Below are 24885 nucleotides of genomic sequence, written 5' to 3'. Positions count from 1 at the left end.
GGGAGGCCCGGGCCAGAGCCTTCGGAACTCACCGTCTATAGTGAAGTAATGTGTTTCAGCGAGAGCCATTGCCATGGAATTGATCAGTCGCGAACCCTGGTGGCGCAATCCGCCCAAGCCCGGTCAGCATGAACAGGACCTGGAATGGGGCTATCTGGAGATCTACAAGGATGGCCGCGCCGTGTTCGTGGCGCAGCGTCCGAGCGACAAGGAGCTGGCCGAGCGCAAGAGTTGCCGCAATTTCCCCGAGGCTGAGGACTAGCCCGGGGATCCACACTGTGGGAGCGGGCTTGCCCCGCGATAGGCCCTACAAGGCAGCGCCGAACGGGATGCTCTGCACCACTTCCAGGTTATAGCCGGTAAGTCCTGCATACTTCAGCGGCGGGCCCAGGTGACGCAGTTGGCCCACGCCCAGGTCCTGGAGAATCTGCGCACCGGTACCCACCTCCGAATAGGTGCGCGATTGCCCGCGCTGGTAGGGGCGCGGTGGCTGGGTCAGGTGAGGGACACGTTCAAGCAGGGCTTGCGAGGACTCATGGTTGGCGAGGATCACCACCACCCCGCAGCCCTCGTCAGCCACCTTCTGCAGCGCCGCCCACAGGGTCCAGTTGGCGGGGCCGGTGTACTCGGCACCGACCAGGTCGCGCAGCGGGTCGATCACATGCACCCGCACCAGCGTTGGCTGTTCGCGGCGGATATCGCCCATGACCATGGCCATGTGCACACCGCCTTCGACGCAATCCTCATAGGTTACCAGACGAAAGACACCGTGCACGGTAGGCAGCTCGCGCTCACCGATGCGTTTGACCGTCTGCTCGGTACTCAGGCGGTAGTGAATCAGGTCGGCGATGGTGCCGATCTTGATCCCGTGGCGGGCGGCGAACACTTCCAGGTCCGGGCGCCGGGCCATGGTGCCGTCGTCATTGAGCACTTCGACGATGACCGAGGCGGGGCTGAAGCCGGCCAGGCGTGCCAGGTCGCAACCGGCTTCTGTGTGCCCGGCGCGAGTCAGCACGCCGCCTTCGCGGGCGCGCAGGGGGAAGATATGCCCGGGTTGCACCAGGTCTTCGGCGCGGGCACCGGGCGCTACGGCAGCCGCGACCGTGCAGGCGCGGTCGGCGGCGGAAATGCCGGTGGTCACCCCGCGCGCCGCCTCGATCGACACGGTAAAGGCGGTGCTGAAGGCGCTGCCATTGGCCGGCACCATCTGCTCAAGGCCCAGGCGCTGGCAGTGCTCCTCGGTCAGGGTCAGGCAGATCAGCCCCCGTGCTTCACGGGCCATGAAGCTGATGGCCTGGGCGTCGCAGCGTTCGGCGGCGATCAGCAGGTCGCCTTCGTTTTCGCGGTCTTCGTCGTCCACCAGCAGGACCATCTTGCCCTGGCGGTAGTCCTCGAGAATGTCTTCGATGCTGTTGAAGGGCATTGCGGCGTGCTCGCTGTCTGGGTTAGATTTTATGGTATACCATAATACAAATTAACCTGAGGCGGGAGCGTGCAATGAAGGCTTACTGGATTGCTCATGTCGATGTCAGCGACCCCGAGCAGTATCAGCAGTACACCCAGCGGGCACCGGCAGCCTTTGCCGCGTTTGGCGGCAAGCTGCTGGCCCGGGGTGGGCGCAGCGAGGCCGTGGAGGGCAGGGTGACGCCGCAGCGCAGTGTGGTGATCGAATTCGAATCCTATGAGCGGGCGCTGGCGTGTTACCGGTCGGATGAGTATCAACAGGCGTGCGCGTTCAGGCAGGGAGTGGCGAGGGCCGAGGTGATTATTGTCGAGGGGGTGTGAAAATCACTCATCGCGGGGCAAGCCCGCTCCAACCATGGGAGCGGACTTGCCCTGCGATGGGTTACTGGCTCAAGAACGCCAGGACGGCCCCGGACGCGGTTCGCCGCTTTGCTGCTGGTAAGCACTGAGCAACGGCGTGCTCAGCTCGATCATGGCTTGCTCGACCAAGGTGGCCAGTACCTCGTAGGCTCGGGTGTATTGGACTGAGTTCAGCCGTAGACCGACGGGAAGTGCCTCCGCTACTGGCACGCCGCGTACTTGGGCCAGCACCCGGCTCAGTTGCAGGTGCTCGAACTCGGGCAGTTCGCCAGGCAGTTCTGCTTCGCTGGCCAGGCTATCCAGGTAACCCCCCACCTGCGCGCGCCAGGTGTCGATCAACGACATCTGGCGCGCGTGGGCGAATCGCAGGTAGCGTTGCCAGAACGCCTGCCTGACCAGATAGAGCTCAAGCAGGTTCTGCTGCTCGGCGATCACGCTGCGGGCCGCCTGCTCAAGCATGTTCGGGGTTACCCAGCGGGTGTAGACACTGTAGGCCTGCTCGGTGGGCGGGTGCCTCAGGCCCAGGCGCTCGGCCAGGTGCCGGCGAAAGTACAGCTCAACCTCCACTGGGTCGCTGACATCAAAGCCCTGGCGACGCCAGGCGCCAGTACTTTCGGCCACATACTCCTGCAGCCGTGCCGAACGCCATTGGCTGATGGCAAAGCCGAGCATCTCATGGGGTGTGCTGTCTTCCGGGATGCCGGACATGATCCGTGCGGCTTCGGCCAGGTTCTGCATTTGCGAGAACATCAGTGCATCCCGGTCGACGCAGGTGATTTCGTCGACCACTTCAAACAGCGCGCGGCGTACCTCGTCGCTGAATGCCGCGCGAAGCACGGCCTGGATGTCAGCCAGCCGCGTGCGATTGCGCCCGTGCATGCGCCACAGAACCGCGAAAAAATTCGCCGCCGCCGGGTCGGCGCGCAGGGTGTCTGCTTGCTGGCGGTCCTGCGGTGAAAGGCCGACGAGCAGCTGTGCAGCGAGGGCCGCGGGGGGCAGGGGGCCGCCACTCCCGGAGCCACTGCTCTCTGAACCGGCACTCGAGGCGCTGGAGTGATCCGCCAGCAAAAAATCCCCGCCGGCGGCCTCCAGTTCACTGCGAAAACGCACGCGATCCTCCTCGGGGATCGACTCTTCACGGATCTGCAGGGCGGCATTGCTCCCGGCACCCAGTGGCACGCTGTAGAAGAACAACCCGCGCAGATCCACTTCGGCCAGATGCCCAAGCCGCTCCAGGCCGACAGGCCAATGGGTAAGGCCGGTGTTGCGCAGGTTGAGATCCTCCAGGTCGCTCATCTGGCTGAAGTCAGGTGCGGCAACCAGTGTATTGCCAGACAGATCAAGCATGCGCAAGCGGGTCATCCGGGCCAGTGCCGCTACTTCGCTTGCCCCCAGGTGCAAGTGGCTTTCGCCCAGTCTGAGGGCAACAAGGCTGGGCGCACGGCTCAGCACCTCGAAGACCCCGTCGGCGAATGAGGTGTCGGTGCGCTCTATCGTCAGGGTACTCAAGACCGGGCTTGTGCTGACAGCGGCCATATCCTGCGCAGTCCAGTGGAAGCCATTGACGTTCATGTCATTGAGGTAAAGATTCTGCAGATGGCGCGCCCGGCTCAGCATGTGCAAGGTCCCGGGCAGCACTTGCGTGCGTGACAGATCCAGGTGCGTCAGGTGCGCCAGGTCGCCAAGGGATTGCGGCAGGTTGGCAAGCGTGGGGCTATTGAGGTCGATATGGCGCAGGTTGGGCAGGCGTTGCAGGAAGCCATCGCCGACTGTGGTGATGGGCACCTCGCTGATGGTCAGCGCTTCGACAGCCGGCAATGGCACCGGAACAGGTGGCAACTCGTCCAGATTCGCGTCAGTCAGATCGAGTTGGACCATGCGCAGGTTGAGTTGCGATTCCCAGGCAAACCTCACCCGGTCTGCCGCATTGGCACGGGCAGCCCGGGTCCGAATGTCCGCTCCGCCTGCGACCCAGGCCTGCAAGCTGCGCAGGGCGTGATGTTCGCGTTCCAGTTGCTGGACCCGCTCCAGAACCGGTTCATCACGCCTGAGCAGTTCCCGAATGAAGTCTTCGGCGAAGGGGGCGCTCAGCACGAACATGCCTTGGCCGCTGTGCAGCGCGCGCAGACGCACGGCGACAGGTTCCCGTTCGAACAGGCCGGGGCCGCCGCCTTGCGGGTCGCTGCGCTGGGCTGGATCCAGGGCTACGGGAGTGAGCCAGGGGCGATGCACCGGCATTCCCAACAGCAGCCGCGCGCGCACCGGGCGGGCCATGGCCAGCTCGCCAAGCTGCTGGTACAGCCGTTCAGGCTCGTTCAGGCCAAAGCCCAGGCCCTGGCTGAGTGATTCACCCAGGGCGTACAGCACGCTGCGGTAAAAGCCCAGCGCGGTGGAGTCCTGACTATGCAGGACCTGATGCGCACTGCTGGCGAACCAGCCTTCTTCCTCGTCCCGGTACACACTGGTGGAATCCACGTGTACCGGCCCCACCGAAGCCTGGACGGGCCCCAGGTACCTTTCGCGCAGGACCAGGCCGGTGCCCGGTGGCCAGCCCTGCAGATATTCGAGCAAGCCCACAGCCAGCCGGTAGGTGTCCCAGTTGGCGGTCGATGGGTTGATGAAGCCCTCCAGTGCCCGGGTCATGCGCAGATCTTCCTGCAACGGATCGAAGTCTTCGCTCAGGCTGCGCAGCAGACCCTGGCCGGGGGCGCGCAACGCATTGCGCACTTCTGCCCTGACGCGGTCGAGGGCAAAGCGGGTCAGGGTCAGAGGGATGTCCGGGTAGTGGCGTTGCAGTTCCACCACGGCGATGTCGACGTTGACCTGCGCCAGTTCGTAGCGGTGGTTGAAAATGGCCGCGTTCAGGCGGCTGACCCACTCCTGGTAGACGTCCTCGGGTGGCCTGTTGCAGGCCTGATCGGCCGAGCAGGTACCCGTCGGCGGGGCATCTCCCGGGCTGCGCCGCGGGCGGCTGTACGTCGGGCCGCGGTCCAGGCGAATGTCCACTAATTGCCGGAAGCTGTACAGCACGGGCACTTCATCGCCGTCGGGCAGGGGTTTGCCTTCTTTGATCAGTTGCAGGGTTTCGGTCACCGAGGCGTGGATGCGCGCGCGCAGCAGGGTTTCGCGCAACATTGCCGGCGGCGCTTCGTCGAGGCTGTAGACCCGGCGCAGTTGGGCGTTGCTGACGCCACTGATGCAGGCGAAATCCAGCAGTTGATCATCGCTGAAGCCCTGCACCATCGGCCCCAGGCGCCGCAGCAGCGCCAGCCTGCTCCAATGCTGCGGCTGCTCCAGGCTATGGTGCCAGGCACCGTGCTGGTTGTGCTCGAGGATCGGCGCGTAGCGGTTTTCTTCGGTCCGGCTGGTGATACGCCATTTTTTCAGTGCGTTGTGCCACTCGACCAGGTAGAAGCGCCCGTTGATGCAGATCGCAGTGTCGCCGTTGATCTGGTAGAGGCCTTGCTCATCAGGCTCGCCGGCCTCGACATCGCCGCGCAGACGGTAGCGGCTCAGGTCCACAGGCCAGCGCTCGAGGCTGCCGTCGGGCAAGCGCACCCAGCGCAGGGGGGCGATGCTGTCGGAGGGGCTGCGTCCTTCCGCTTCTTCGCCTGCGCTGACGCCGACTCCCGCACCCAACATCAGGTGGCTCTGAATCAGCGTGGAAAAATTGCGCATCTCGCCGCTGCTACCCAGGCCATCCGGCAAGGTGGCCCGCACCAGGGTCCAGGCATCGTCGGTGATACGTTCGACCATCTTGTCGAACGCCCAGCCGCGCAACCCGGATGCCACTGCTGCGGTGGCCAGCGCCGGGCCGGTGGCGGCATCGCTGGTGGCGTGCAAGCCGGCCCAGAAGGCCGAATGATGACGCACGGGGATGAAACGTTCGAAGAATGCCTGGTACTCGGCGTTCTCCAGTTCCCGCTGCAGGCTGGCAAGGAAGTGCCGGCGGTTGGGGTATTCCTTCAGCGGGTGTTGCGGGTGGCCCGGCACGAAGGCAACGCAGTGGCTATCGTCGCTGCTGTCGTGGCAGATCAACAGGATCTGCGGCACGGCGATGCTACCCAGCACATTCAGGTGCAGCAGCGGATGACGAGTGCTCAAGAGCGCCTGGGAGGGTGTTTCCCCTTGCTTGTCTTGCGCCAGATTGGCCAGGACCTGGTTGAGGCAACTCGAACCGCTCGCCTGTACATGGCCCTGGATCTGCGCAATCAGCGCTTCTTCACGCAGGCTCGCCTCGAAGGCATCCATTTTGGCCTCGCGCAGCGATGCCAGGCGAAAATACGGCTTCAGGTAATCGGTATAAGTCACAAGGTCGGCGTTGCTGTGCCTGGCCAGGTCGGCGGGGGTGATGTCCTTGCTGTCCTTGATGCCGAAGTCATCGAATTGCCTGGCGTAGTCGTACACGGTGGAAAGCCTGGCAAAGTGTTCCATGGCCGCCTTGCGGGCCTGGCGACCGTGCTGCTGCAGTTTGGCGAGCAAACGCTTCTGGGGCGGGGTTGCCGCCAGCAACCATTGTGGTTGCTCGGCGGTTTCAAGCGGGGAGAGCAGGGTGCGAAAATGGCGCACGGTACTTTCAGAGGAGGAAGTTTGGGAGGAGGACATGATCACAAGCATCTCGTGGTGAGTGAGGTGGCATGGAATCATCGAGACAGGGGCGGCCTGCGGTAGTTAATTGTCGGGTGAGGCCATCGCGGGGCAAGTCGAGTCGTCGCACCGCCGCGCCCACTGTGCCGAGTTCGTCATCACACGGGGCTAAAGCGATCAAGTCGGCGCAGCTGGGCTTAGGGCAGGCTGGACAGTCAGCCCAAGGAGATGACCATGATCCGACTGACCCTGTCCGAAGCCCATTCGCTTGCCTGTTCGATCCTCTTGCACAACGGCTTTTGTGCCGACCACGCCAAGGCGGTGAGCGACACCATCGTCGCCGGCGAACGCGATGGCTGCGCATCCCATGGCCTGTACCGGGTACTGGGGTGCGTCAGCTCGCTCAAGGCCGGCAAGGTGGTTGCCGATGCCCGCCCCGAGGTCGTTGACCAGGCGCCTTCTATCGTGCGCGTGGACGCCGGCGGCGGGTTCTCCCAGCTGGCGTTCCAGGCCGGCTTGCCGTTGTTGCAAGCCAAGACCCACAGCAATGGCATCGCGGCCCTGGCGATCAACCGCTGTGTGCACTTTTCCGCATTATGGGTCGAGATCGAGCAACTGGCCGAGGCCGGCCTGGTGGCCCTGGCGTTCACCCCCAGCCATGCCTGGGTCGCGCCGGCCGGCGGGCATCGGCCGGTGTTCGGCACCAACCCCATCGCCTTCGGCTGGCCGCGGGCGGGCCAGCATCCTTATGTCTTCGACTTCGCCACCAGTGCCATCGCCCGGGGTGACATCGAACTGCATCGGCGTGCGGGCAAGGCCATTCCCGAAGGCTGGGGCGTCGACGAGCACGGCCAGCCCAGCACCGACCCCAACGTCGTGCTGGATCGGGGTGCGATGCTGACCTTCGGCGGGCACAAGGGCTCGGCGCTGGCGGCAATGGTCGAGCTGATCGCCGGTCCCTTGATCGGCGACTTGACCAGTGCCGAATCCCTGGCCCATGCCGACGGCAGCAAAGCCTCGCCGTACCACGGCGAATTGCTGATCGCCCTGGACCCGCGCAGGTTTCTGGGCGATGCCGCCGATCAGCACCTGGCCCGCGCCGAAGCGGTATTCGAGAGCATCGAAGGGCAGGGCGCGCGGCTGCCGTCTGCGCGCCGTTATGCAGCACGCGCGCGCAGCCTGGTGGAGGGCGTGGAGATCCCGCAGGCCCTGTACCACGATCTCAGGGCGCTGCTGGCCTGAGCCCCTGTTCGGGTCGCCGCCGCTCCTACAAAGCGGCGCGACTGCTCTGGCCATCGACCAGGCGAGCGATGCCCAGCGGGTTGGCATTCTGCAGGGCCGGCGGCAGCAGCGCATCCGGGCAGTTCTGGTAACACACCGGGCGCAGGAAACGTTCGATGGCCAGGCTGCCGACCGAGGTGCCGCGGGCATCCGAGGTGGCCGGGTACGGCCCGCCATGCACCATCGCATCACAGACTTCGACGCCGGTCGGGTAGCCGTTGAACAGCACGCGACCGACTTTTTGCTCCAGCAGCGGCACCAGCCCGGCGTGGGCGTGCAGGTCCGCAGCTTCGGCGATCAGGGTGGCGGTGAGCTGACCGTGCAGGCCGTGCAAGGCCTGCTGCAATTGCTCGTTGTCGGCCACCTCGACCAAAATGGTGGCCGGCCCGAAAACCTCTTCCTGCAACAGCGCATCGCCCTCGATCAGCAGGCGCGCATCCGCCTTGAACAGCTGCGGCTGCGCCTGGTTGCCCTGTTGCGGGTGCCCCGTCAGGTGGCGGATACCCGGATGTGCGAGCAGCGTCTCGACGCCCTTGCGGTAACTGGCGAGGGTGCCGGCATTGAGCATGGTTTGTGCCGGTTGCTCGGCCAGTTGTGCGGTCAGTTGTTCGGTAAATGCACTGAACGCCTGCGAGCGCAGGCCGATGACCAGCCCCGGATTGGTACAGAACTGCCCGCAGCCGAGTACCACCGAGGCGGCCAGCTCGCGGGCAATCTGCGCGCTACGTTGGGCCAGTGCCTGGGGCAATACCAGCACCGGGTTGATGCTGCTCATTTCGGCGAATACCGGGATCGGTTGCGCCCGCGCGGCCGCCATGTCGCATAGCGCACGGCCGCCCTTGAGCGAGCCGGTAAAGCCCACGGCCTGGATGGCCGGATGCTTGACCAGCGCTTCGCCGACGCCGGCGCCGTAGATCATGTTGAACACGCCCTTGGGCATATCGGTGAGATCGGCTGCGCGGATGATCGCGTCGGCGACCCGCTCGGCGGTGGCCATGTGGCCGCTATGGGCCTTGAACACCACCGGGCAACCGGCGGCCAGCGCGGCGGCGGTGTCGCCGCCAGCGGTGGAAAAGGCCAGCGGAAAGTTGCTGGCGCCGAACACGGCGACCGGGCCGACGCCCAGGCGATATTGGCGCAGGTCGGCGCGTGGCAGCGGTTGGCGATCCGGCTGCGCGCGGTCGATCCGCGCAGCGAGAAAATCGCCCCGGCGCAGCACCTGGGCGAACAGGCGCATCTGCCCGCAAGTGCGCCCGCGCTCGCCGCGGATCCGGGCAGCGGGCAGCGCCGTTTCGCGGCTCACCAGCTCAATGAAATCATCCCCCAGGGCCTCCAGTTGCGCGGCGATGGCCTCAAGAAACTGCGCTCGCCGCTCTGGCGACAGGCTGCGCAGCACCGGGTAAGCGTGGGCAGCCGCGTTGGCGGCGGCATTCACTTCGTCGGCTGTGGCCTGGTGGAATTGATAGGGCAAGGCCTCGCCGCTGACCGCGTCGTGGCTCTGCAGGGTGAGGGTGCCAGCGGCGCTGCGCGCGCCGCCGATGTAGTTGTGGCCGATGATATCCGGCATGGAACACTCCTGAAAAAATGGGGGGGTCAGGCCAGCGAACGGCCTTGGCGAACAGGCGCGGCTTGCCCGGCAGCGATGCGCGGGGCGGCCTCGGCGTCTACCTGGTGCAGCGACTTGCCGCGGGTCTCGCGGGTCAGGCCGACGGCGACGATCGAGATCAGCGCGGCGCCGACCAGGTACCAGGCGATCGGCGTCGAGCTGTGGAACTCATTGAGCAGGCTGATGGCGATCAGCGGCGCCAGGGAACCGGCGAAAATCGGTGCCACCTGGTAGCACAGCGACAGCGCGGTGTAGCGCACATGGGTGGGGAACAGCTCGGCCATCAGCGCGGAGTAGGGCGCATAGGTCATCGACTCGATGGCCAGGCCCAGGGTGATCGCGGCCATGATCAGCCAGTTGTTGCCGGTGTCCATCAGCGGGAAACCGACGAAGCCCCAGAACGCCGTGAGCACCGCGCCGGTCAGGTACACCGGCTTGCGCCCGACCAGGTCGGACAGGTAACCCATCAGCGGGATCATGAAGAAGTGCAGCAGGTGCGCGCCGAACATCAGCAGGAGGATCTGCGAGGTGTCCTTGTGCACCACCAGCTTGAGGTAGGTGATGGAGAAGGTCACCACGGTGTAATAGAGAATGTTCTCGGCAAAGCGCGCACCGATCCCCACCAGTACCGCGCGCCAGTGATGGCGCAACACTTCGACCACGCCCAGTTGCTGCTCGGCTTTCTGTGCCTGGCGGGCCTGGGCCTCTTTGAAAATCGGCGCGTCGTCGACACTGGTGCGGATCCAGTAGCCGATCAGCACCACCACCGCCGAGAACCAGAAGGCGACACGCCAGCCCCAGGCCAGGAACTGCTCTTCCGACAGGTTGCTCGACAACAGCAGCAAGGCGACGGTTGCCACCAGGTTGCCGGCCGGCACCCCGGCCTGCGGCCAGCTGGCCCAGAAGCCGCGGCGGTTGTCCGGGCAGTGCTCGGACACCAGCAGGATAGCGCCACCCCATTCGCCGCCGAAGGCGAAACCCTGGATCAGCCGCAGCAGCACCAGCAACACCGGCGCGGCATACCCGATGCTGTCGAAGCCCGGCAGGCAGCCCATCAGGAAAGTGGTGATGCCGACCACCACCAGGCTCAGTTGCAGCAGGCGCTTGCGGCCGAACTTGTCACCGTAGTGACCAAACACCAGGCCGCCCAGCGGGCGGGCGAGAAAGCCCACGGCATAGAGGGCGAAGGCGGCGATGATGCCGTCGACGGGGCTGTCGGTCTGGCGGAAGAACAGCTGGCCGAAGACCAGGGCCGAGGCGGTGCCGTAGAGGAAGAATTCATACCATTCGGCGACGGTGCCGGCCATGGCCGCGGCCACGACACGTTTCAATCCCGAAGGGCTGGTTGCGCTGGAAGGGTGACTGGACATGCTGACGTTTCCTGTATGGGCGCAAAACAGGCAGGCCGGTCTCCAGGACGGAGCCGGCCCGGCAATCACTCAGAGGCCGACGTCCGGCAGCTGCGGACGGTTGGCCAGGGCCTTGGCCATGATCTGCTCGACGTAGACGCGATCCGCTTCCGGCAAGGCCAGGCGTGGCGGACGGGTCAGCGCGCTGCCGCGACCGGCGATGGCTTCGCACAACTTGATGCACTGCACCAGGTCGGCGCGGGCGTCCAGGTGCAGGATCGGCATCAGCCATTCGTAGATCGGCATGGCCTCGGCGAAGCGCCCGGCCTTGGCCAGGCGGAAGATCGTCTCGCCCTCTTTGGGGAACACGTTGGACATGCCCGAGACCCAGCCCTGGGCGCCGACGGCGATGCTTTCCAGGACCACGTCGTCCAGGCCCGCGAACAGCACGAAGCGATCGCCCACTTCATTGCGCACGTCGATGAAGCGGCGGGTGTCGCCGGAGGAGTCCTTGAAGCACACCACGTTGTCGCAGTCGGCCAGGGAAATCAGGATGTCCGGGGTGACGTCGTTTTTGTAGATCGGCGGGTTGTTGTAGACCATCAGCGGCACGTCGGTGTGCTTGGCCACGTAACGGTAGTGCTCGGCGGTCTCGAACGGCTTGGAGCCATAGACCAGCGCCGGCATCAGCATCACCCCGTCGACGCCAACCTGGCGCACCGCGTTGGCCACCTTGGCGGCCTGCACGCTGGTGAACTCGGCCACGCCGCAGATCACCGGAACCCGGCCGCGGGAGGCATCGACGGCGACCTCGGTGACGGCGATTTTCTCTTCGGCGCTCAGCGAGGTGTTCTCACCCACCGAACCGCAGACCACCAGGCCCGAGACGCCGTCGCGGATCACGTTGGAAATCACCTCGTGGGTCTTTTCCAGGTTGATCGAGAAATCGTCGTTGAATTGAGTGGTGACCGCAGGGAAGACGCCGCTCCAGTTTACGTACTTGCTCATGGTGTTCTCCGGTTGTTTATTGTATTTCGTATACGATATTTCAAGTGGTTAATATGGACCAGCGTTTTTTCACGGCTGTGGCTGATCGGTTTTCAAGGGTGTTTCGAAATCAACGGGTTAGGCTTCAAGCGCCGGGCCAGGTGTCCGACAACCGGTAGCCTTGCGGCCAGGGATCGCTTGGATCGAGCAGCAGTTGATGGGTGCCGGTGATCCAGGCACGGCCGGAAATGCACGGGTAGATGGCCGGGCGCCCGGCGATCTCGGTCAGTGATTCGATGCGGCAGTCGAACTGCGAGCCGATGATCGAGCGGCCGATGAAACGCTCGCCAACCTTCATCAGGCCTTTGGCCTGCAGCACCGCCATGCGCGCCGAGCAACCGGTGCCGCAGGGCGAGCGGTCGATCTTGCCGGGGCGGATGACCACCGCGTTGGCGCCACTGGCGACGCCGTCCTGGTACTCGACGGGCGCGGCGATCTGGCAGAAGGAAATGTGCGCCCAGTCCGGGTTCAGCGGGTGGCTGAAACCCAGTTGTTCGTTGGCGGCGCGGGTGATCTTCAGGCCGATCTCGACAATGTCCTTGGCTTCGTCGGGGCGGATCGCAAAGCCCAGCTGCCGGGCATCGGCAATGACGAAGCTGTCGCCGCCGTAGGCAGTGTCGACCTGCAGGGAGCCGTGGCCTTCGACCTCGATCCAGGCGTCGAGGCGGTCGGCGAAGGACGGTACGTTTTTTACCTCCACCCGCTGCACCTTGCCGTCGCGGCATTGGGCGACGACCTCGATCAGGCCGCCGGGGGCCTCGAGCACCAGGCGTGTTTCGGGCTCGGTCATCGGCAGGATGCCGCTGTCGAGCAGCACGGTGGACACGCACAGCGAGTTGGAGCCGGACATCGGCGGGGTGTCGGCCGGCTCCATGATGATCCAGGCCATTTGCGCGCGCGGGTCCTTGGGCGGCACCAGCAGGTTGACGTGGCGGAACACGCCGCCGCGCGGCTCGTTGAGGACGAAGTTGCGCAGGGTCTGGTCGCTGGCGATCCAGCGCGACTGCTCCCAGACGGTGGCGCCGGGGGGCGGGGCGACGCCGCCGACAATGACGTCACCGACTTCGCCTTCGGCGTGGCAATTGACGATGTGGATGATCTTGGATGAGCGCATTCACAGGACTCCGTGTGTTGTTAGGGCAGGCCTCATCGCTGGCAAGCCAGCTCCCACAGAGATCCCTGTAGGAGCGGGCTTGCCCCGCGATGCTTCTATTTCACCGACTTCAAGAACGCCGCCGTCTCCGGCTGCAACGGGTTGCCGATCACCTGGTCCGGCGAGCCGATTTCGTGCACCAGGCCGTTGCGGAAGAACGCCACCCGGTCCGACACATCCCGGGCAAATCGTATCTCGTGGGTCACCAGGACCATGGTCATGCCGTCCTCGGCCAGCATGCGCATGGTGTCGAGCACCTCGCCCACCAGCTGCGGGTCGAGCGCCGAGGTGGCCTCGTCGAACAGCATGTAGTCCGGCGACATCGCCAGCGCCCGGGCAATCGCCATGCGCTGTTGCTGGCCGCCGGACAGTTTGCCGGGGAAGGTCTTGAGCTTGTCGCCCAGGCCCACGTGGGTCAGTTGTTTCACTGCCAGCGCCTCGGCGTCTTCCTTGTTCTTGCCCAGCACCTTGCGCGGCGCGAGCATGACGTTTTCCAGCACCGTCAGGTGCGGGAAGGCGTTCCACTGCTGGAACACGATGCCGATCTTCTGGCGCAGGCGGTTGAGGTCCGTGGCGCGGTGGTGGACCTCGACGCCGTCGACGCGGATGTTGCCTTTCTGGATCGGCTCCAGGCCGTTGATGCACATCAGCAAGGTCGACTTGCCCGAGCCCGAGCCGCCGATGATCGACACCACCTCGCCCTTGTCCACGGTCAGACTCACGCCCTTGACCACTTCGAGGTCGCCGAAGGATTTGTGTACGTTCTCGATCTCAATCATTTTCCTGCCACCTTCTTTCCAGACGGGCGCCCAGGCGGGCAACCACCAGGCTCATGACGTAGTAGATGAGGCCCGCGATGCACAGCACCAGCAGGGGTTCCTGAATCCGCGTAACGATGGTCTGCGAGGCGCGCAGCAGTTCGACGATGCCGATCCACATCACCAGCGCCGTGTCTTTCATCACCCCCAGGACCAGGTTCAGCCAGCCGGGAAACGCCACCCGGGTGGCCATCGGCAGGACGATCCAGCGCAGGTCCTGCAGGTAACTCATGCCCAGCGAACGGCTGGCCCGGCGCACGCTCAGCGACACCGCCAGGACGCCACCGCGGACGATCTCGGTGAAGTACGCGGCGGTGTAGACGCCGAGCACGATGCAGCCGACGCTGAAGGCGCTGATGTCGAGGCCGACGATGCTCTTGAACGAGTTGAACAGTACGAACTGGATCAGCAGCGGCACGCTGCGAAACACATCCAGCACCCACGCCAGTGGCAGGCTGAGCCGTGGCCACAGGGCCCGGGCCAGGCCGAACAGCAGCCCGGCGAAGGTACCCAGCAGGATCGCCCAGAAGGTCAGTTGCAAGGTGATGCGCGCCCCGTCGAGCAGGAACACGAAGTCGTTCCAGGTAAAACCGGTGGAAAACATGCCGAGCTCCTCAGTAACGGAACAGCCGCCAGGCCATCAGCCGGGCCAGCGCGACGATCGCCTTGGCAATCACGTAGTACAGCGCCGCCGCCAGGGCGAAGTATTCGAAGGTGCGGAAGGTCTTGACGTTGTAGTCCTGGGTCACGCCGGTCAGGTCGTTGTTCAGGCCGACGATCACCCCCAGCGACGTCATCAACACCGCCCAGACCATCTGGTTGGTCAAGGGGTAGAACACCACCCGCAGCAGTTGCGGGATGACGATCATCCGGTAGGTCTGGAAGGCGCTCATGCCCAGCGAGCGCGCCGCGCGCATTTGCGTGGTCGGTACGGCCTTGAGGCCGCCGCGAAAGTTCTCCGCCAGGTACCCCGCGTTGTTGAAGGTGATCCCTGCCAGCAGGGCGATCCAGGAACTGACATGCAGGCCCAGGGAGCCCAGGCCGAAGTACAGGATGTAGATCTGGAACAGCGACGGCGTGTTGCGCGCGATCGACACCCAGCCATTGGCAAAGCCGCGCAGCAGCGGCTGCTTGCCTTCGCGCATCACGGTCAGGGCCAGGGCGATCAGCACCCCGAAGATCATCGACAGCGCGGCGGTCTCGAAGGTCACCCAGGCGCCGGCCAGCATGTCTGGCAGGGCGCGCAGTGCCGAGCGCCACTGGAAGGTGTAGTCAAACATGTGCGGGGCCCTCCTTGCAGGCAGCCGGTTGCAGCCAGGCCGGCAAGCGGCCGCTGGCCTGGCCGCTGCAGGCCGACTCGACGCATTCGGCGAGGCTGGCGAAATGCACCGGGCGACCGGCCAGGCCCGGCCCGTAGTGGGCGTACTTGCCAGAGTTGGTCATCAGCGTGCGCGCCGCTGGCGGGATCACCGGCTCACCGAGCATGCACCAGCAGGTGTCGGTGACCAGGGTCACGCCGAAGCGTTCGAGCCCGGCGATCAGCCCGGCGGCGCGGGCCTGTTCGAGCACCGCGCGGCCGCAGGTAATGGCCACGACCACCTCCGGGTGTTTGTGCCGGCCCTGGCACAGGTGCGCGAGCGCCGTGAATTCGCTCAAGGAAAAATGCGGGTTGCCCAGGGAAACCACATCCACCTGCGGCTCACGGGCGCTGTTGAGCGCGCGCCAGCTGTGCAGCAGGCCCTTCAGTTCAATACGCTCGGTGGCCAGGCTGGCGCCAGGCTCGAGTACCTGCGCCGGGTCCAGCGCTTCGGGGGTGACCCCGGCGATATGAAACAGCGGTGCGGCCGAGGTGGTGGCAAAGGCGGCGCCAAAGGCCTTGAGGTCATCCAGGCTCGGCTGCGCCTGTTCCAGCCCGTACACCAGGGGAATGCGCGAGCCGGCCAGGGCGCCGATGTGATAGCCGAGCAGGGGGTAGAAGCTGTCGTCCAGCGCCGCCAGCGCCGGCACTTCGACAATCAGCTGGGCCTTGCGCTGGCTGTCCAGGTGGCAGCCGATGCGCGGCGCGCGTCCGGTCAGGGCGATGCAGATATCGAGGTAGTCGGGGTACTTGAGGGTGCGCGCACCCAGCACGCTGTTGGCGTAGACCACGGCGTTGGATTCGGCCCAGACGATCTGTTCGCCCTGGCTCGGCGCGTTGTCCAGCAGGTAGGGCGCGCAGGTGAAGCTCATCTGCGCACCCATGGCCATGTAGGCATCGCCCAGGGCGCTGGCCGGCTCGCCCAGCGCCGGGTCGATACCCAGCTCGCGCCAGCGGCGCTGGTCGACCGAGATGGCGTTGAGCGTGGTCGGCACCCGCACCTTCGCGCCCCAGCGCAGCAGTTGCTCGGCAAAGCCGAGGCTGGCGGGGCCGGTGTAGATGCAGCCGTCGATGTGTGCCCGGGTGACGTCCAGCAACTGCTCGGCGCCTTGCAGTTCGGCCATGCGCAGGACGATCTGCATCGCCATCTGCGCCGCCTTGCCGTGGCTGCCGTCGAGCAGCGCCTGGTCCTGTGGCTCCAGGCTCAGGCGGGTGCTGAAAGGCTGGTCGCCCTGGGCCGGTGGCGGGGCCTGCCAGTGATCGCCTGGCGCCTGGGCATACAGGCTCAGGCGCTCGCCTTCGACCCGCGCCCAGCCGGCACCGCGCAAGCCGGCGAAGGCCTCCTTGCCGATGCACAGCACCGGCAGGGAGCGCTGGAACAGCGTCTGCGCGACCAGCACGCCGAGGGTCAGGATCTCGTCGGCTTCGGCCAGCACCAGTGCCGCCGGTGCGTGGCCGTTGCTGATCAGTTCCATCATCACGCTGCTGCCGGTGCACGAGCCGCGCCCGCTGGGAATCGCCAGCACGCGCCCGGCGATGCGCTGGCCGCTCAGTGGATGATGACGGTCGATGACTTCGCCACTTGAGGCGTCGACCCCGCCCCAGAAGCTCAGCCCGGTATCGGCGAACAGCAAGGGGCCCTGGGCCGCGCCCGCGACCAGGCTGCGCCCGGTCAGGGGGATGGGGGTGCTGGTCATGCTGCCCACCTCAGTAGTAGACCTGTGGCACGGTCAGGTCGGTCGGGGCGATTTCAGTGCCTACCCACTTGGTGAACAGCTCCTTGTAGCGCCCGGTACGCACCTGCTGGTTGACGAACAGGTCCAGGTAGCGCAGCAGGCCGTACTCGTTGCGCTTGGCGCCCAGCGACACGTAATCGATCACGTAGGGCGCGTTACCGGCGACCTTGAGGTTCTTGTACTTGCCGGACTTGAGGGTGGCCGCGGCGACGGTGTTGGTGACCACGGTGGCGTCGATGTGCCCCTGGGCGACGGCCAGCAGGGTGTCGTTCTGCGACTGGTAGGCGCGGAAGGTGCCGCTGCCCCAGCTCTTCACATCTTTTTCCAGGGCAATGGCTTCGTAGGTGCCGCTGGTGTTGCCCAGCGCCTTGCCCTTGAGGTCATCGAAGCTGTTGATGCCGGTGTTGTCGCGGGTCAGCACCACCATCTGGAACGCGAAGTAGGGCACGGTCAGGCCGACGGTCTTGGCCCGCTCGAGGGTGTCGGAGGTGGACGCCACGATCACGTCGGCGCGGCCGGAGACCAGCGCCGGGATGCGGTCGGGGAAGGGCGTTTCGACCACTTCGGGCTCGACTCCCAGCACCTTCGCCAGGTCGCTGCAGTAGTCGACGTCGAACCCGGCGGGTTTGTTGGCTTCATCGCGAAAGCCCATCGGTGGGAAGTCCAGGGTCACAGCGCAGCGCAGCTTGCCGGAGCCGATGATGTCGTCGAGTTTGTCGGCCTGGGCATTGGCAATGCAGGCGGTACTGAGAACAGCGCTGAGGGCTACGGCAAATGTGCGGTTTTTCATAGGTGCCTCGTGGTCGGAGAAGTGCTGTTAGATATCGTATACGATATTTTTTAGTGCAATGGCCGTGCCTGTTTTGTTCTTGCTGTAGGAATAATCCTTCGACCCATGGGCTAGGGCGTCTGAAGCAAAGGAGGGCTGTTGTAGGCGGTTTCACCGCTGCAAGATGGGCACCGCGCAGGTGTTACATATCGGAGCACTGCCTGCGCGCAGCGCCCGATAAAGGAACACTCAGCGCTGGCTGTCGCGGTACTGGCTGGGTGAAAGCCCGGTGAGGGCGCGAAACTGGCGGCTGAAGGCACTGTGGTCGGTGTAACCGCAGCGCAGGGCGATGTCGGTGATGGGCAGGTCGAGGTCTTGCAGCAGGCGCGAGGCTTCTTCCAGCCGCGCCTTGTGGATCATCTGCCGCGGCGTGAGCTGGAAGATGCGTTTGCAGTGGCGCTCCAGTTGCGCCACCGACAGCCCGGCGATCGCGGTCAGTTCGGCGAGGCTGATCGGGCGGGTGAAGTGGGCGCGGATATGCGCGTCGACGGCGGCAAGCTTGTGGAACGCCGGGTGGTTCGACTGGGGCAATTGCAGGTCGCGGGAAATACCGGCGAGCCCGACAATGTTGCCCTCGGCATCCTTGAGCGCCCGTTTGTGGGTCAGGCACCAGATGGGCTGGTTGCCGAAGTAAAGGTGCAGTTCGAGCTGGTCGGTCAGTTCCCGACCACTGCTGAGCACGCGGCGATCCTGCTCGGTGTAGAGCGGGCCGAAGCGAGCGGGGAATACGTGCTCGGCGGTGAGTCCGAGCAACTCTTCGCGGTGCTTGCGCCCGCAGCGCCGGGCCAGGGTCTGGTTGACGAAGGCGTAGCGCGCCTCGCGGTCCTTGATGAAGAACACCACATCGTTGAGCGTGTCGAGCAGCGGCGCGATGGGCTGCAGGCTGCTGAGCAGGGTCGGCAGGTCGCAGGGCGCGAAGTGGTTGAGCGTGGCGTGCATGGCGCTGACGTTCCGGGGGCGACCGTCGGGATCATAGAGCGCCCCCGGCGTTTATCTCAAGCGTCGCCGGTTTCGTCCAGGCTCAGCAGGGTGTCGATGCGCGCCGGGCTGAACGGCGGGCGTGGCGCCGAAGGTTGCCAGCCGAACAGGTGCGCGGTGGCCGCGCCGCACACCCGGCCCTGGCAGGCGCCCATGCCGCACCGGCTGGCAAGCTTGGCCTGGCGCCAGTCGCTATGGCTGACGAGGGCGGCATATGGGACGTCTTCGCAGCGGCACACCAGGGTGTCGGCAGTGGCCAGCGATTTGAGCGCAGGGTCCAGGGCGAAGGTGTTGTTCAGCGCGTTGGCAAAAGCGTGCCAGCGCGCGCGGCGGCGCCACAGCCGCTGCGCCGCCTGACGATTGCCGGTGGCGGCACAACCGGCAATCGCACCTTCAACCAGAGCGCGCTCGCTGCCGCCGAAACCGGTGCATTCGCCTGCCGCGTAGACACCGGGCTGCGAGGTTGCCTGCCAGGCGTCCACGGCAATCGCCTGCTGCTCCACGGTGCAGCCCAATGCCTGGGCGAGCTGGATGTTGGGGATCAGGCCGAAGCCGCAGGCCAGTCGGTCGCACGCCATTTCCACCACCTTGCCATTGTGCTTCAGGCGCACGCCTTCGAGCCGGTCGGTGCCCAGTGCGGCCAGTACATGGCTGGCGGTGCGGTACTGGCGGTCGAACAGGCTGAGCGATTGCAGCAGCTTGTGCGGCCAGCGCGGCAGTTGCGCGGCGAAGCCGGCGACGGCAGCGCGCGAGGCCTGTTCGGCGATGCGCAGCACCCGGGCGCCGTTAGCCTTGGCGGTGGCGGCGCTGGCCAGCAGCAAGGGGCCGCTGCCGGCGATGACGATGCGCTGGTTGTGCACCGGCATCCCGCCCTTGATCAGTGCCTGCAAGCCACCGGCACCGGTCACGCCAGGGAGCGTCCAGCCGGGGAAGGGCAGTAGCAGCTCGCGGGCGCCGGTGCAGAGGATCAACCGGTCGTAGCGGATCTGCCAGCCGCGCTCGGCGTCTTCCACCAGCAGGGTGTCCGGGCCGGGTTGGGCGATCACCCGTGTGCCGCTGTAGTACTGCACATTGGCACAGGCGAGTACCTGTTCGCGCAGTTGTCGGGCCTGGGCAGGCAGCTTGGCCTGCGGCCCGTCGCGCCAGATCTGCCCGCCCGGCAGCGGGTTGTCGTCGAGCAGCACGATGCGCGCGGCGCGGGGCGCGGCGGCCAGTGCCGCGGCCAGCCCGGCGGGGCCGGCGCCAATGATCAGCAGGTTGGTGTATTCGTTCATGCGCGGGTCTCCACCTGCATGCCGTCGCGGCACAGGGTCTGGCAGGCCAGGCGCTGGCGGCCGTCGATGCGCACCCGGCATTCCTGGCAAATGCCCATGCCGCACAGCGGTGCGCGGCGCTGGCCGCTGACCGAGATGCGCGAGCAGCCATCGCCGCCCAGGGCCAGGGCGGCGGCAACGCTGGTGCCGTCGGCCACGTGCAGCGGGCGGCCATCGAGGGTCAGGTCAGGCATGGGCGAGTGCTCCCAGGAAACGATCTGGCAGGTAGGGGCTGGCCGCCAGCGGCGGCGTTTCGGCGAACAGTTGCGCGCTCAGCAGGTCGGCGGTCGCCGGGGCGGTGGTGACCCCGAGCCCTTCATGGCCGACCGCCAGCCACAGGCCGTCCTGGTGCGGATGGCGGCCCACCAGCGGCAGGCCGTCGGGGCTGGCGGCGCGAAAGCCGGTCCAGGCGCGGATGCCGTTCAAGTGTGCCAGGCCTGGCATGTACTCAGTCGCGCGCTTGAGCATACGCGCGAGCATCCAGCCTTCCACGGCCGGGTCGGTGGTGCCGAACTGGCGCGAAGCGCCGATGAACAGCTGGCCGGTCGGGCGCGGCTGGATATTGCACGCGGTGGACGGGCCGCTGGCAGTGTGGGCGCTGGTCACGTAACCCAGCTCCACCAGGGTGTGGGTGACGGTGCCGGGGTAGCGGTCGGTGATCAGCAGGTGGCCTTTCTTCGGTTCGATCGGCAGTTCCGGGCATAGGTCAACGGCCTGGATGCCGTTGGCCAGCACCACGGCCTCGGCGCTCAGCCACTGGCCGTTATCCAGGCGCACGCGCTTGCCTTGCAGCGCAGTGACCCGCGCCCGGCGCTGTTCGATACGTGGCGATTGCAGCATCCAGCGGGCGGTGGCCGGCGCGTAGAGGATGCCGTCGCCGTTGATCAGCAGCCCCCCTTCGAGCCCCTCGCGCAGCGCTGGTTCGCGCTGGCGCAGGGCGTGCCCGGCGACCAGCTCGCAGGTCACCCCCTGTGCTTGCAGGACGTTGAACTTGTGCTCGGCCACGGCCATCTCTTCGGCGTTGGCCGCCAGCCACAGGGTGCCGTTGCTGCGGTAGGCGCAGTCCGCGGGTAGCCGTGGGGCCAGTTCGCGCCAGCGTTGCAGCGAATATTGGCTCAGCGCCAGCTCCGCAGGGTTGTCGTCGAGCACCAGCAGGTGGCCCATGCCGGCTGCCGTGGCGCCATGCAGCCCGGCGTCCAGCACCAGCACGCGCAAGCCCCGGGCGGCCAGCGACTGCGCGCAGGCCGCGCCGATGATCCCGGCGCCGATCACGATCACATCGGCCACGGCAGCGCCGCTCACGGGCGAATGCCCCAGGCGAACGGGTCGTCTTCCTCGAGGATGAGCGTGGCTTCGGCGCTGATGTGCGCGCGGCCGCGAATGGTCGGGATGATGCGCTCGCCGTCGACCTCGAACGAGCCCTCGAAGGTGCTGCCGATCACGCTGGCCTGGCGCCAGCTCTGACCTGGCTGCAGCTTGCCGTCGGCGGCCAGGCAGGCGAGCTTGGCGCTGGTGCCGGTGCCGCAGGGCGATCGGTCGTAGGCCTTGCCGGGGCAGAGCACGAAGTTGCGGCTGTCGGCGTCGGGGTCGTCGGCGAACAGTTCGATATGGTCGATCAGGCCACCGTCCTCGCCGCGGATGCCCTGATGCTCCAGCGCCTGTTGCACGGCGTAGGTGTAGGCCGTCAGTGCTTCGATGTTGTCGCCGGCGACCTTCTGGCCGTGGTCGGCGATCAGGAAGAACCAGTTGCCGCCCCAGGCCACATCGCCAACCACCCGGCCGAGGCCCGGCACCTCCAGCAACAGGTCCTTGCGGTAACGGTAGGCCGGCACGTTGCGCACGCTGACCGAGTGGTCCTCGTGCAGGGTCGCCTGCACGGTGCCGACCGGGGTTTCGATGCGGTGCACACCCGGCCCGATCCGGCCCAGGTGCGCCAGCGACACCACCAGGCCGATGGTGCCGTGGCCGCACATGCCCAGGTAACCGGTGTTGTTGAAGAAAATCACCCCGGCGCAGGCGCTCGGGTCCACCGGCTCGCACAGCAGTGCGCCGACCAGCACATCGCTGCCGCGCGGCTCCAGCATACAGGCAGTGCGCCATTGGTCGTGTTCCTGGGCAAGGCGCTGGCGGCGCTGGGCCATGCTGGCGTTGCCAAGGTCGGGGAATCCGTCGGTGACCAGGCGGGTCGGTTCGCCGCCGGTATGGGAGTCGATCACGGTAATGCGTTTCATGGGAGGCCGCGTCCGTTCAGGGAAGTGAACGACAGAGTGGCCTGTCCCCCAGTGCGCAGGCTTGATGCCTTTACGCCACGCCCATGACGAAATCGGCACAGCGGCCGAGCCCTGCCAGAACCTGTAGGAGCGGGCTTGCCCCGCGATGAGGCCAGTCCATCCAACACAACAGCTGGCGCCTGGACTACGACCGCTGCGCGCTCGATCGCCGGCAAGTCCGGCTCCCACAGGTCCACCAGGTTGCCATTATTTGGTGGGAGGCAGGTGCTCGAACAGGGTCTTGCAGACACCGGCGATATGTTCGTCGAGCAGCCTGACCGCGAGTTCGACATCCTTGGCCCGGCAGGCGTCGAGGATGTCGCGGTGTTCGTGGTCGGCGCGTTCCTTGCCTGCCGACAGGCTCATCTGCATGCGCAGGTAGCGCTCCAGCTTGTCGTTCACCGAGCGGATCATGTTGACCAGGAACGGCCGCTGCGCAGGCTCGTACAGGCAGGCGTGCAGCTCCCAGTTGAGCTCGGCCCAACGGCCGACGTCGTTCTCGCCGACGAACTCCTGGCAGATGCCTTCGGCGCGGGCGAAGGTCGCTTCGGTCATGTTCGGGATGGCCAGGCGCAGGGCCTTGTCTTCGAGCAGCATGCGCACTTCGAACATCTGCGCCAATTCCGATTCGGACATGCGCGTGACCATCGCCCCGCGATTGCGCTGGAACATCACCAGGCCTTCGGCCTCCAGGCGCTTGAGCGCTTCGCGCACCGGGATCTTGCTGACGTTGAACTGGCGGGCGATGTCGTCCTGGCGGATCGGTTCATCTTCGGCGAAGTGCCCGGCAATGATGGCATCGCGCAGGTGACGGGTGATGATTTCCGAGGTCGAAGGCGTATTGCCCAGGTCCGGGGCGTTGAGGCGGGGTACGGTCACGGTGGCGTCGTCCGAAGTTATTTCTGGATATGGTATACGAAACTATCCAGGTACGGCGCCAGACATGCCCGATGGACAGCGCTGGGGTAAGGCTAACGGATGAAATGCACCTTGCCGGTGTCGTCATTGCCCATGTAGATCCCGTACACCCCGGCCTGGCGCTCTTCGATGTAGCGCTCGAGAATCTGCCGGATCGCCGGGTAGTAGATCTCGTCCCAGGGGATGTCTTCGGGGGCGAAGAAGCGGTAGTCGAGGGTCTCCGGCCCGTACTGACCGGTGATCTCCAGGGCGATGGCGCGAAAGATGATGTACACCTCGCTGATGGTCGGCACGCTGAAGATCGAGTAGGGCGAGATGATCTCGCCGCGCACGCCGCTTTCTTCCCAGACCTCGCGCAGCGCCGCCTGTTCGGTGGTCTCGCCGCTTTCCATGAAGCCTGCCGGCAGGGTCCAGGTGCCCGGCCGCGGCGGGATCGCCCGCTGGCACAGCAGGTACTTGCCGTCCTGCTCGATGATGCAACCGGCGATGATCTTCGGGTTCACATAGTGGATGTAGCCACAGGCGCTGCACAGCAAGCGCTCGTGGGTATCGCCGCTGGGCCGTCCCTGGTGCAGCTCGGCAGTGCAATGCGGGCAGTAACGCGGGACGGCGGCGGGCATGGTCAGCGGCCTATGCGGGGTTCTTTGAGGGCAATCGGCGCGGCGATGTCGCGCACCTTGCTGTTGTCGTTCTGTTTCAGGCGCAGGTAGTCCAGCGCCACCTTGGCGGCGGCGCGCACGTGATCGACCGAGGCCTGGTGGGCGGCCAGCGGGTCGCCGCTCTTGATTGCCTCGACGATCTTTTCCATTTCCTGGTTGCTGGCGCCGCGGCGGTTTTCCTGGGACACCGAAGTCGCCCGCAGGTAGCTGATGCGTGCCTGCAACTGGCGCAGCTGGGTGGCGGCGACGTGGTTGCCCGAGCCTTCGAGCAGCACGTCGTAGAAGCCCTGCACCGAGTCGATCACCTGTTGCAGTTCGCCTTCTTCCAGGGATTTGCGGTTCACTTCCAGGGCTTTTTCCAGGGCGCGGATGTCCTTGGCCTTGGCGTTCAGGGTGAACAGCTGAACGATCAGGCCTTCGAGCACGCAGCGCAGCTCATAGATGTCGCGGGCGTCTTCGAGGGTGATGATGGCTACCCGTGGGCCCTTGGCGTCGGCGAACTCCACCAGGCCTTCGGATTCGAGGTGGCGCAGGGCTTCACGCACCGAGGTGCGGCTGACGCCGAGGCGGTCGCAGAGGTCGCGCTCGACCAGGCGGTCGCCCGGCAGCAACTGGAAGCTCATGATCGCCCCGCGCAGTTTGTCGAGGACGATTTCACGCAGGGTGACGGGGTTGCGGTTGACCTTGAAGCTGTCGTCGAGGGGCTGGCGTTTCATCATCGGTGCTCTGCAGAGGGCTGTTGCGGTTGCACAGCCCGTCGTTATCGGGTGGGCTCCGAGTCGGCCTCGGCGAAGGCTTCGCGGGCCAGCCGGAAACTGTCCACGGCTGCGGGCACACCGCAATAGATACCGACTTGAAGCAGGATTTCGCGTATTTGCTCACGACTCAGACCGTTACGCAAGGCGCCACGTATATGCAGCTTGAGTTCGTGAGGGCGGTTGAGCGCGGAAATCATTGCCAGGTTGATCATGCTGCGCTCCTTGAGCGACAGGCCGTCGCGGCCCCAGACATGCCCCCAGCAGTACTCGGTGACCAGCTCCTGCAAGGGCCGGTTGAAGTCATCGGCGTTCTCGATCGACTTGTTGACGTAGTCCTGGCCCAGCACCTGGGTGCGGATCTGCAGGCCTTTTTCGTACTTCTCGTTGTTCATCGCTGCGCTC

23 protein-coding genes are annotated in these 24885 nt (G+C 65.9%); 3 read left to right on the top strand and 20 right to left on the bottom strand.

From position 1 onward, the window contains the following. The first annotated feature begins 73 nt into the window (after nt 1-73). The gene (locus JV241A_RS12550) at nt 74-262 is read left to right on the top strand and encodes a hypothetical protein (RefSeq protein ID WP_134062803.1); all 189 of its coding nucleotides are present in this window, start codon (nt 74-76) and stop codon (nt 260-262) included. Between the two features lie 45 nt (nt 263-307). Here JV241A_RS12550 and ribBA read toward each other — a convergent pair whose 3' ends face one another. Next, a complete protein-coding gene (gene ribBA, locus JV241A_RS12545) occupies nt 308-1423 on the bottom strand; it encodes a bifunctional 3,4-dihydroxy-2-butanone-4-phosphate synthase/GTP cyclohydrolase II (RefSeq protein ID WP_134062801.1) in 1116 nt (371 codons plus the stop codon). A 74-nt stretch (nt 1424-1497) separates the two neighbouring features. On the opposite strand from ribBA, the gene JV241A_RS12540 reads away from it, so the two are divergent. Further along, complete coding sequence (locus JV241A_RS12540; RefSeq protein WP_115086976.1) at nt 1498-1785, top strand: DUF1330 domain-containing protein; 288 nt, start codon at nt 1498-1500, stop codon at nt 1783-1785. 69 nt (nt 1786-1854) lie between these two features. Here the strand turns inward: JV241A_RS12540 and JV241A_RS12535 are convergent, their stop codons facing one another. Further along, a complete protein-coding gene (locus tag JV241A_RS12535) occupies nt 1855-6429 on the bottom strand; it encodes an NEL-type E3 ubiquitin ligase domain-containing protein (protein WP_166675689.1) in 4575 nt (1524 codons plus the stop codon). 216 nt (nt 6430-6645) lie between these two features. Here JV241A_RS12535 and JV241A_RS12530 point away from each other — a divergent pair, with 216 nt between their 5' ends. After that, entirely contained in the window at nt 6646-7653 is a 1008-nt protein-coding gene (locus tag JV241A_RS12530) for an Ldh family oxidoreductase (RefSeq protein ID WP_115086974.1), read from the top strand. Nucleotides 7654-7678: 25 nt separating this feature from the next. Here JV241A_RS12530 and JV241A_RS12525 read toward each other — a convergent pair whose 3' ends face one another. The 18 genes from JV241A_RS12525 to JV241A_RS12440 all read right to left on the bottom strand — a co-directional run bounded on the left by JV241A_RS12525 (nt 7679) and on the right by JV241A_RS12440 (nt 24875). Then, on the bottom strand, nt 7679-9259 hold the full coding sequence (locus JV241A_RS12525) for an aldehyde dehydrogenase (NADP(+)) (protein ID WP_115086973.1): 1581 nt from the start codon (nt 9257-9259) through the stop codon (nt 7679-7681). A 26-nt stretch (nt 9260-9285) separates the two neighbouring features. Continuing rightward, the gene (abaF, locus tag JV241A_RS12520) at nt 9286-10668 is read right to left on the bottom strand and encodes a fosfomycin efflux MFS transporter AbaF (RefSeq protein ID WP_134062797.1); all 1383 of its coding nucleotides are present in this window, start codon (nt 10666-10668) and stop codon (nt 9286-9288) included. Nucleotides 10669-10737: 69 nt separating this feature from the next. Beyond that, nucleotides 10738-11655 carry a dihydrodipicolinate synthase family protein gene (locus JV241A_RS12515; protein ID WP_010223887.1) on the bottom strand — a complete coding sequence of 306 codons (918 nt, stop codon included), beginning with the start codon at nt 11653-11655 and terminating at the stop codon, nt 10738-10740. A 124-nt stretch (nt 11656-11779) separates the two neighbouring features. Beyond that, the gene (locus JV241A_RS12510) at nt 11780-12808 is read right to left on the bottom strand and encodes a proline racemase family protein (RefSeq protein WP_134062795.1); all 1029 of its coding nucleotides are present in this window, start codon (nt 12806-12808) and stop codon (nt 11780-11782) included. Between the two features lie 95 nt (nt 12809-12903). Beyond that, a complete protein-coding gene (locus tag JV241A_RS12505) occupies nt 12904-13626 on the bottom strand; it encodes an amino acid ABC transporter ATP-binding protein (protein WP_010223885.1) in 723 nt (240 codons plus the stop codon). Continuing rightward, on the bottom strand, nt 13619-14269 hold the full coding sequence (locus JV241A_RS12500) for an amino acid ABC transporter permease (protein WP_045196748.1): 651 nt from the start codon (nt 14267-14269) through the stop codon (nt 13619-13621). The genes JV241A_RS12505 and JV241A_RS12500 overlap by 8 nt, the downstream gene beginning before the upstream one ends. A 10-nt stretch (nt 14270-14279) precedes the next feature. Continuing rightward, nucleotides 14280-14945, bottom strand: a complete 666-nt coding sequence (locus JV241A_RS12495) for an amino acid ABC transporter permease (RefSeq protein ID WP_115086970.1) — start codon at nt 14943-14945, stop codon at nt 14280-14282. Beyond that, complete coding sequence (locus tag JV241A_RS12490) at nt 14938-16719, bottom strand: aconitase family protein (RefSeq protein WP_134062793.1); 1782 nt, start codon at nt 16717-16719, stop codon at nt 14938-14940. Before JV241A_RS12490 ends, JV241A_RS12495 begins: the two co-directional genes overlap by 8 nt. A 10-nt stretch (nt 16720-16729) precedes the next feature. Continuing rightward, nucleotides 16730-17548, bottom strand: a complete 819-nt coding sequence (locus JV241A_RS12485; protein ID WP_010223880.1) for a transporter substrate-binding domain-containing protein — start codon at nt 17546-17548, stop codon at nt 16730-16732. A 228-nt stretch (nt 17549-17776) separates the two neighbouring features. Then, complete coding sequence (locus tag JV241A_RS12480) at nt 17777-18526, bottom strand: AraC family transcriptional regulator (RefSeq protein WP_115086968.1); 750 nt, start codon at nt 18524-18526, stop codon at nt 17777-17779. 56 nt (nt 18527-18582) lie between these two features. Next, nucleotides 18583-19839, bottom strand: a complete 1257-nt coding sequence (locus tag JV241A_RS12475) for an FAD/NAD(P)-binding oxidoreductase (RefSeq protein ID WP_134062791.1) — start codon at nt 19837-19839, stop codon at nt 18583-18585. After that, on the bottom strand, nt 19836-20072 hold the full coding sequence (locus JV241A_RS12470) for a (2Fe-2S)-binding protein (protein ID WP_134062789.1): 237 nt from the start codon (nt 20070-20072) through the stop codon (nt 19836-19838). The genes JV241A_RS12475 and JV241A_RS12470 overlap by 4 nt, the downstream gene beginning before the upstream one ends. Next, on the bottom strand, nt 20065-21180 hold the full coding sequence (locus JV241A_RS12465; protein WP_134062787.1) for an FAD-dependent oxidoreductase: 1116 nt from the start codon (nt 21178-21180) through the stop codon (nt 20065-20067). The genes JV241A_RS12470 and JV241A_RS12465 overlap by 8 nt, the downstream gene beginning before the upstream one ends. Continuing rightward, complete coding sequence (locus JV241A_RS12460) at nt 21177-22109, bottom strand: 4-hydroxyproline epimerase (RefSeq protein ID WP_134062785.1); 933 nt, start codon at nt 22107-22109, stop codon at nt 21177-21179. Before JV241A_RS12460 ends, JV241A_RS12465 begins: the two co-directional genes overlap by 4 nt. 246 nt (nt 22110-22355) lie before the next feature. Continuing rightward, nucleotides 22356-23027: a GntR family transcriptional regulator gene (locus JV241A_RS12455; RefSeq protein WP_115086963.1), complete on the bottom strand. Its 672-nt coding sequence runs from the start codon at nt 23025-23027 to the stop codon at nt 22356-22358. Nucleotides 23028-23119: 92 nt separating this feature from the next. Then, nucleotides 23120-23686 carry an NUDIX hydrolase gene (locus JV241A_RS12450; protein WP_134062783.1) on the bottom strand — a complete coding sequence of 189 codons (567 nt, stop codon included), beginning with the start codon at nt 23684-23686 and terminating at the stop codon, nt 23120-23122. 2 nt (nt 23687-23688) lie between these two features. Next, the gene (locus JV241A_RS12445; RefSeq protein ID WP_115087128.1) at nt 23689-24441 is read right to left on the bottom strand and encodes a GntR family transcriptional regulator; all 753 of its coding nucleotides are present in this window, start codon (nt 24439-24441) and stop codon (nt 23689-23691) included. Between the two features lie 44 nt (nt 24442-24485). Continuing rightward, complete coding sequence (locus tag JV241A_RS12440; protein ID WP_100783306.1) at nt 24486-24875, bottom strand: carboxymuconolactone decarboxylase family protein; 390 nt, start codon at nt 24873-24875, stop codon at nt 24486-24488. Nucleotides 24876-24885 lie beyond the last annotated feature (10 nt).

Source organism: Pseudomonas sp. JV241A, from assembly GCF_900275665.1.
Lineage (GTDB): Bacteria > Pseudomonadota > Gammaproteobacteria > Pseudomonadales > Pseudomonadaceae > Aquipseudomonas > Aquipseudomonas wadenswilerensis.
This window is presented reverse-complemented; position numbering and strand designations above follow the sequence as displayed.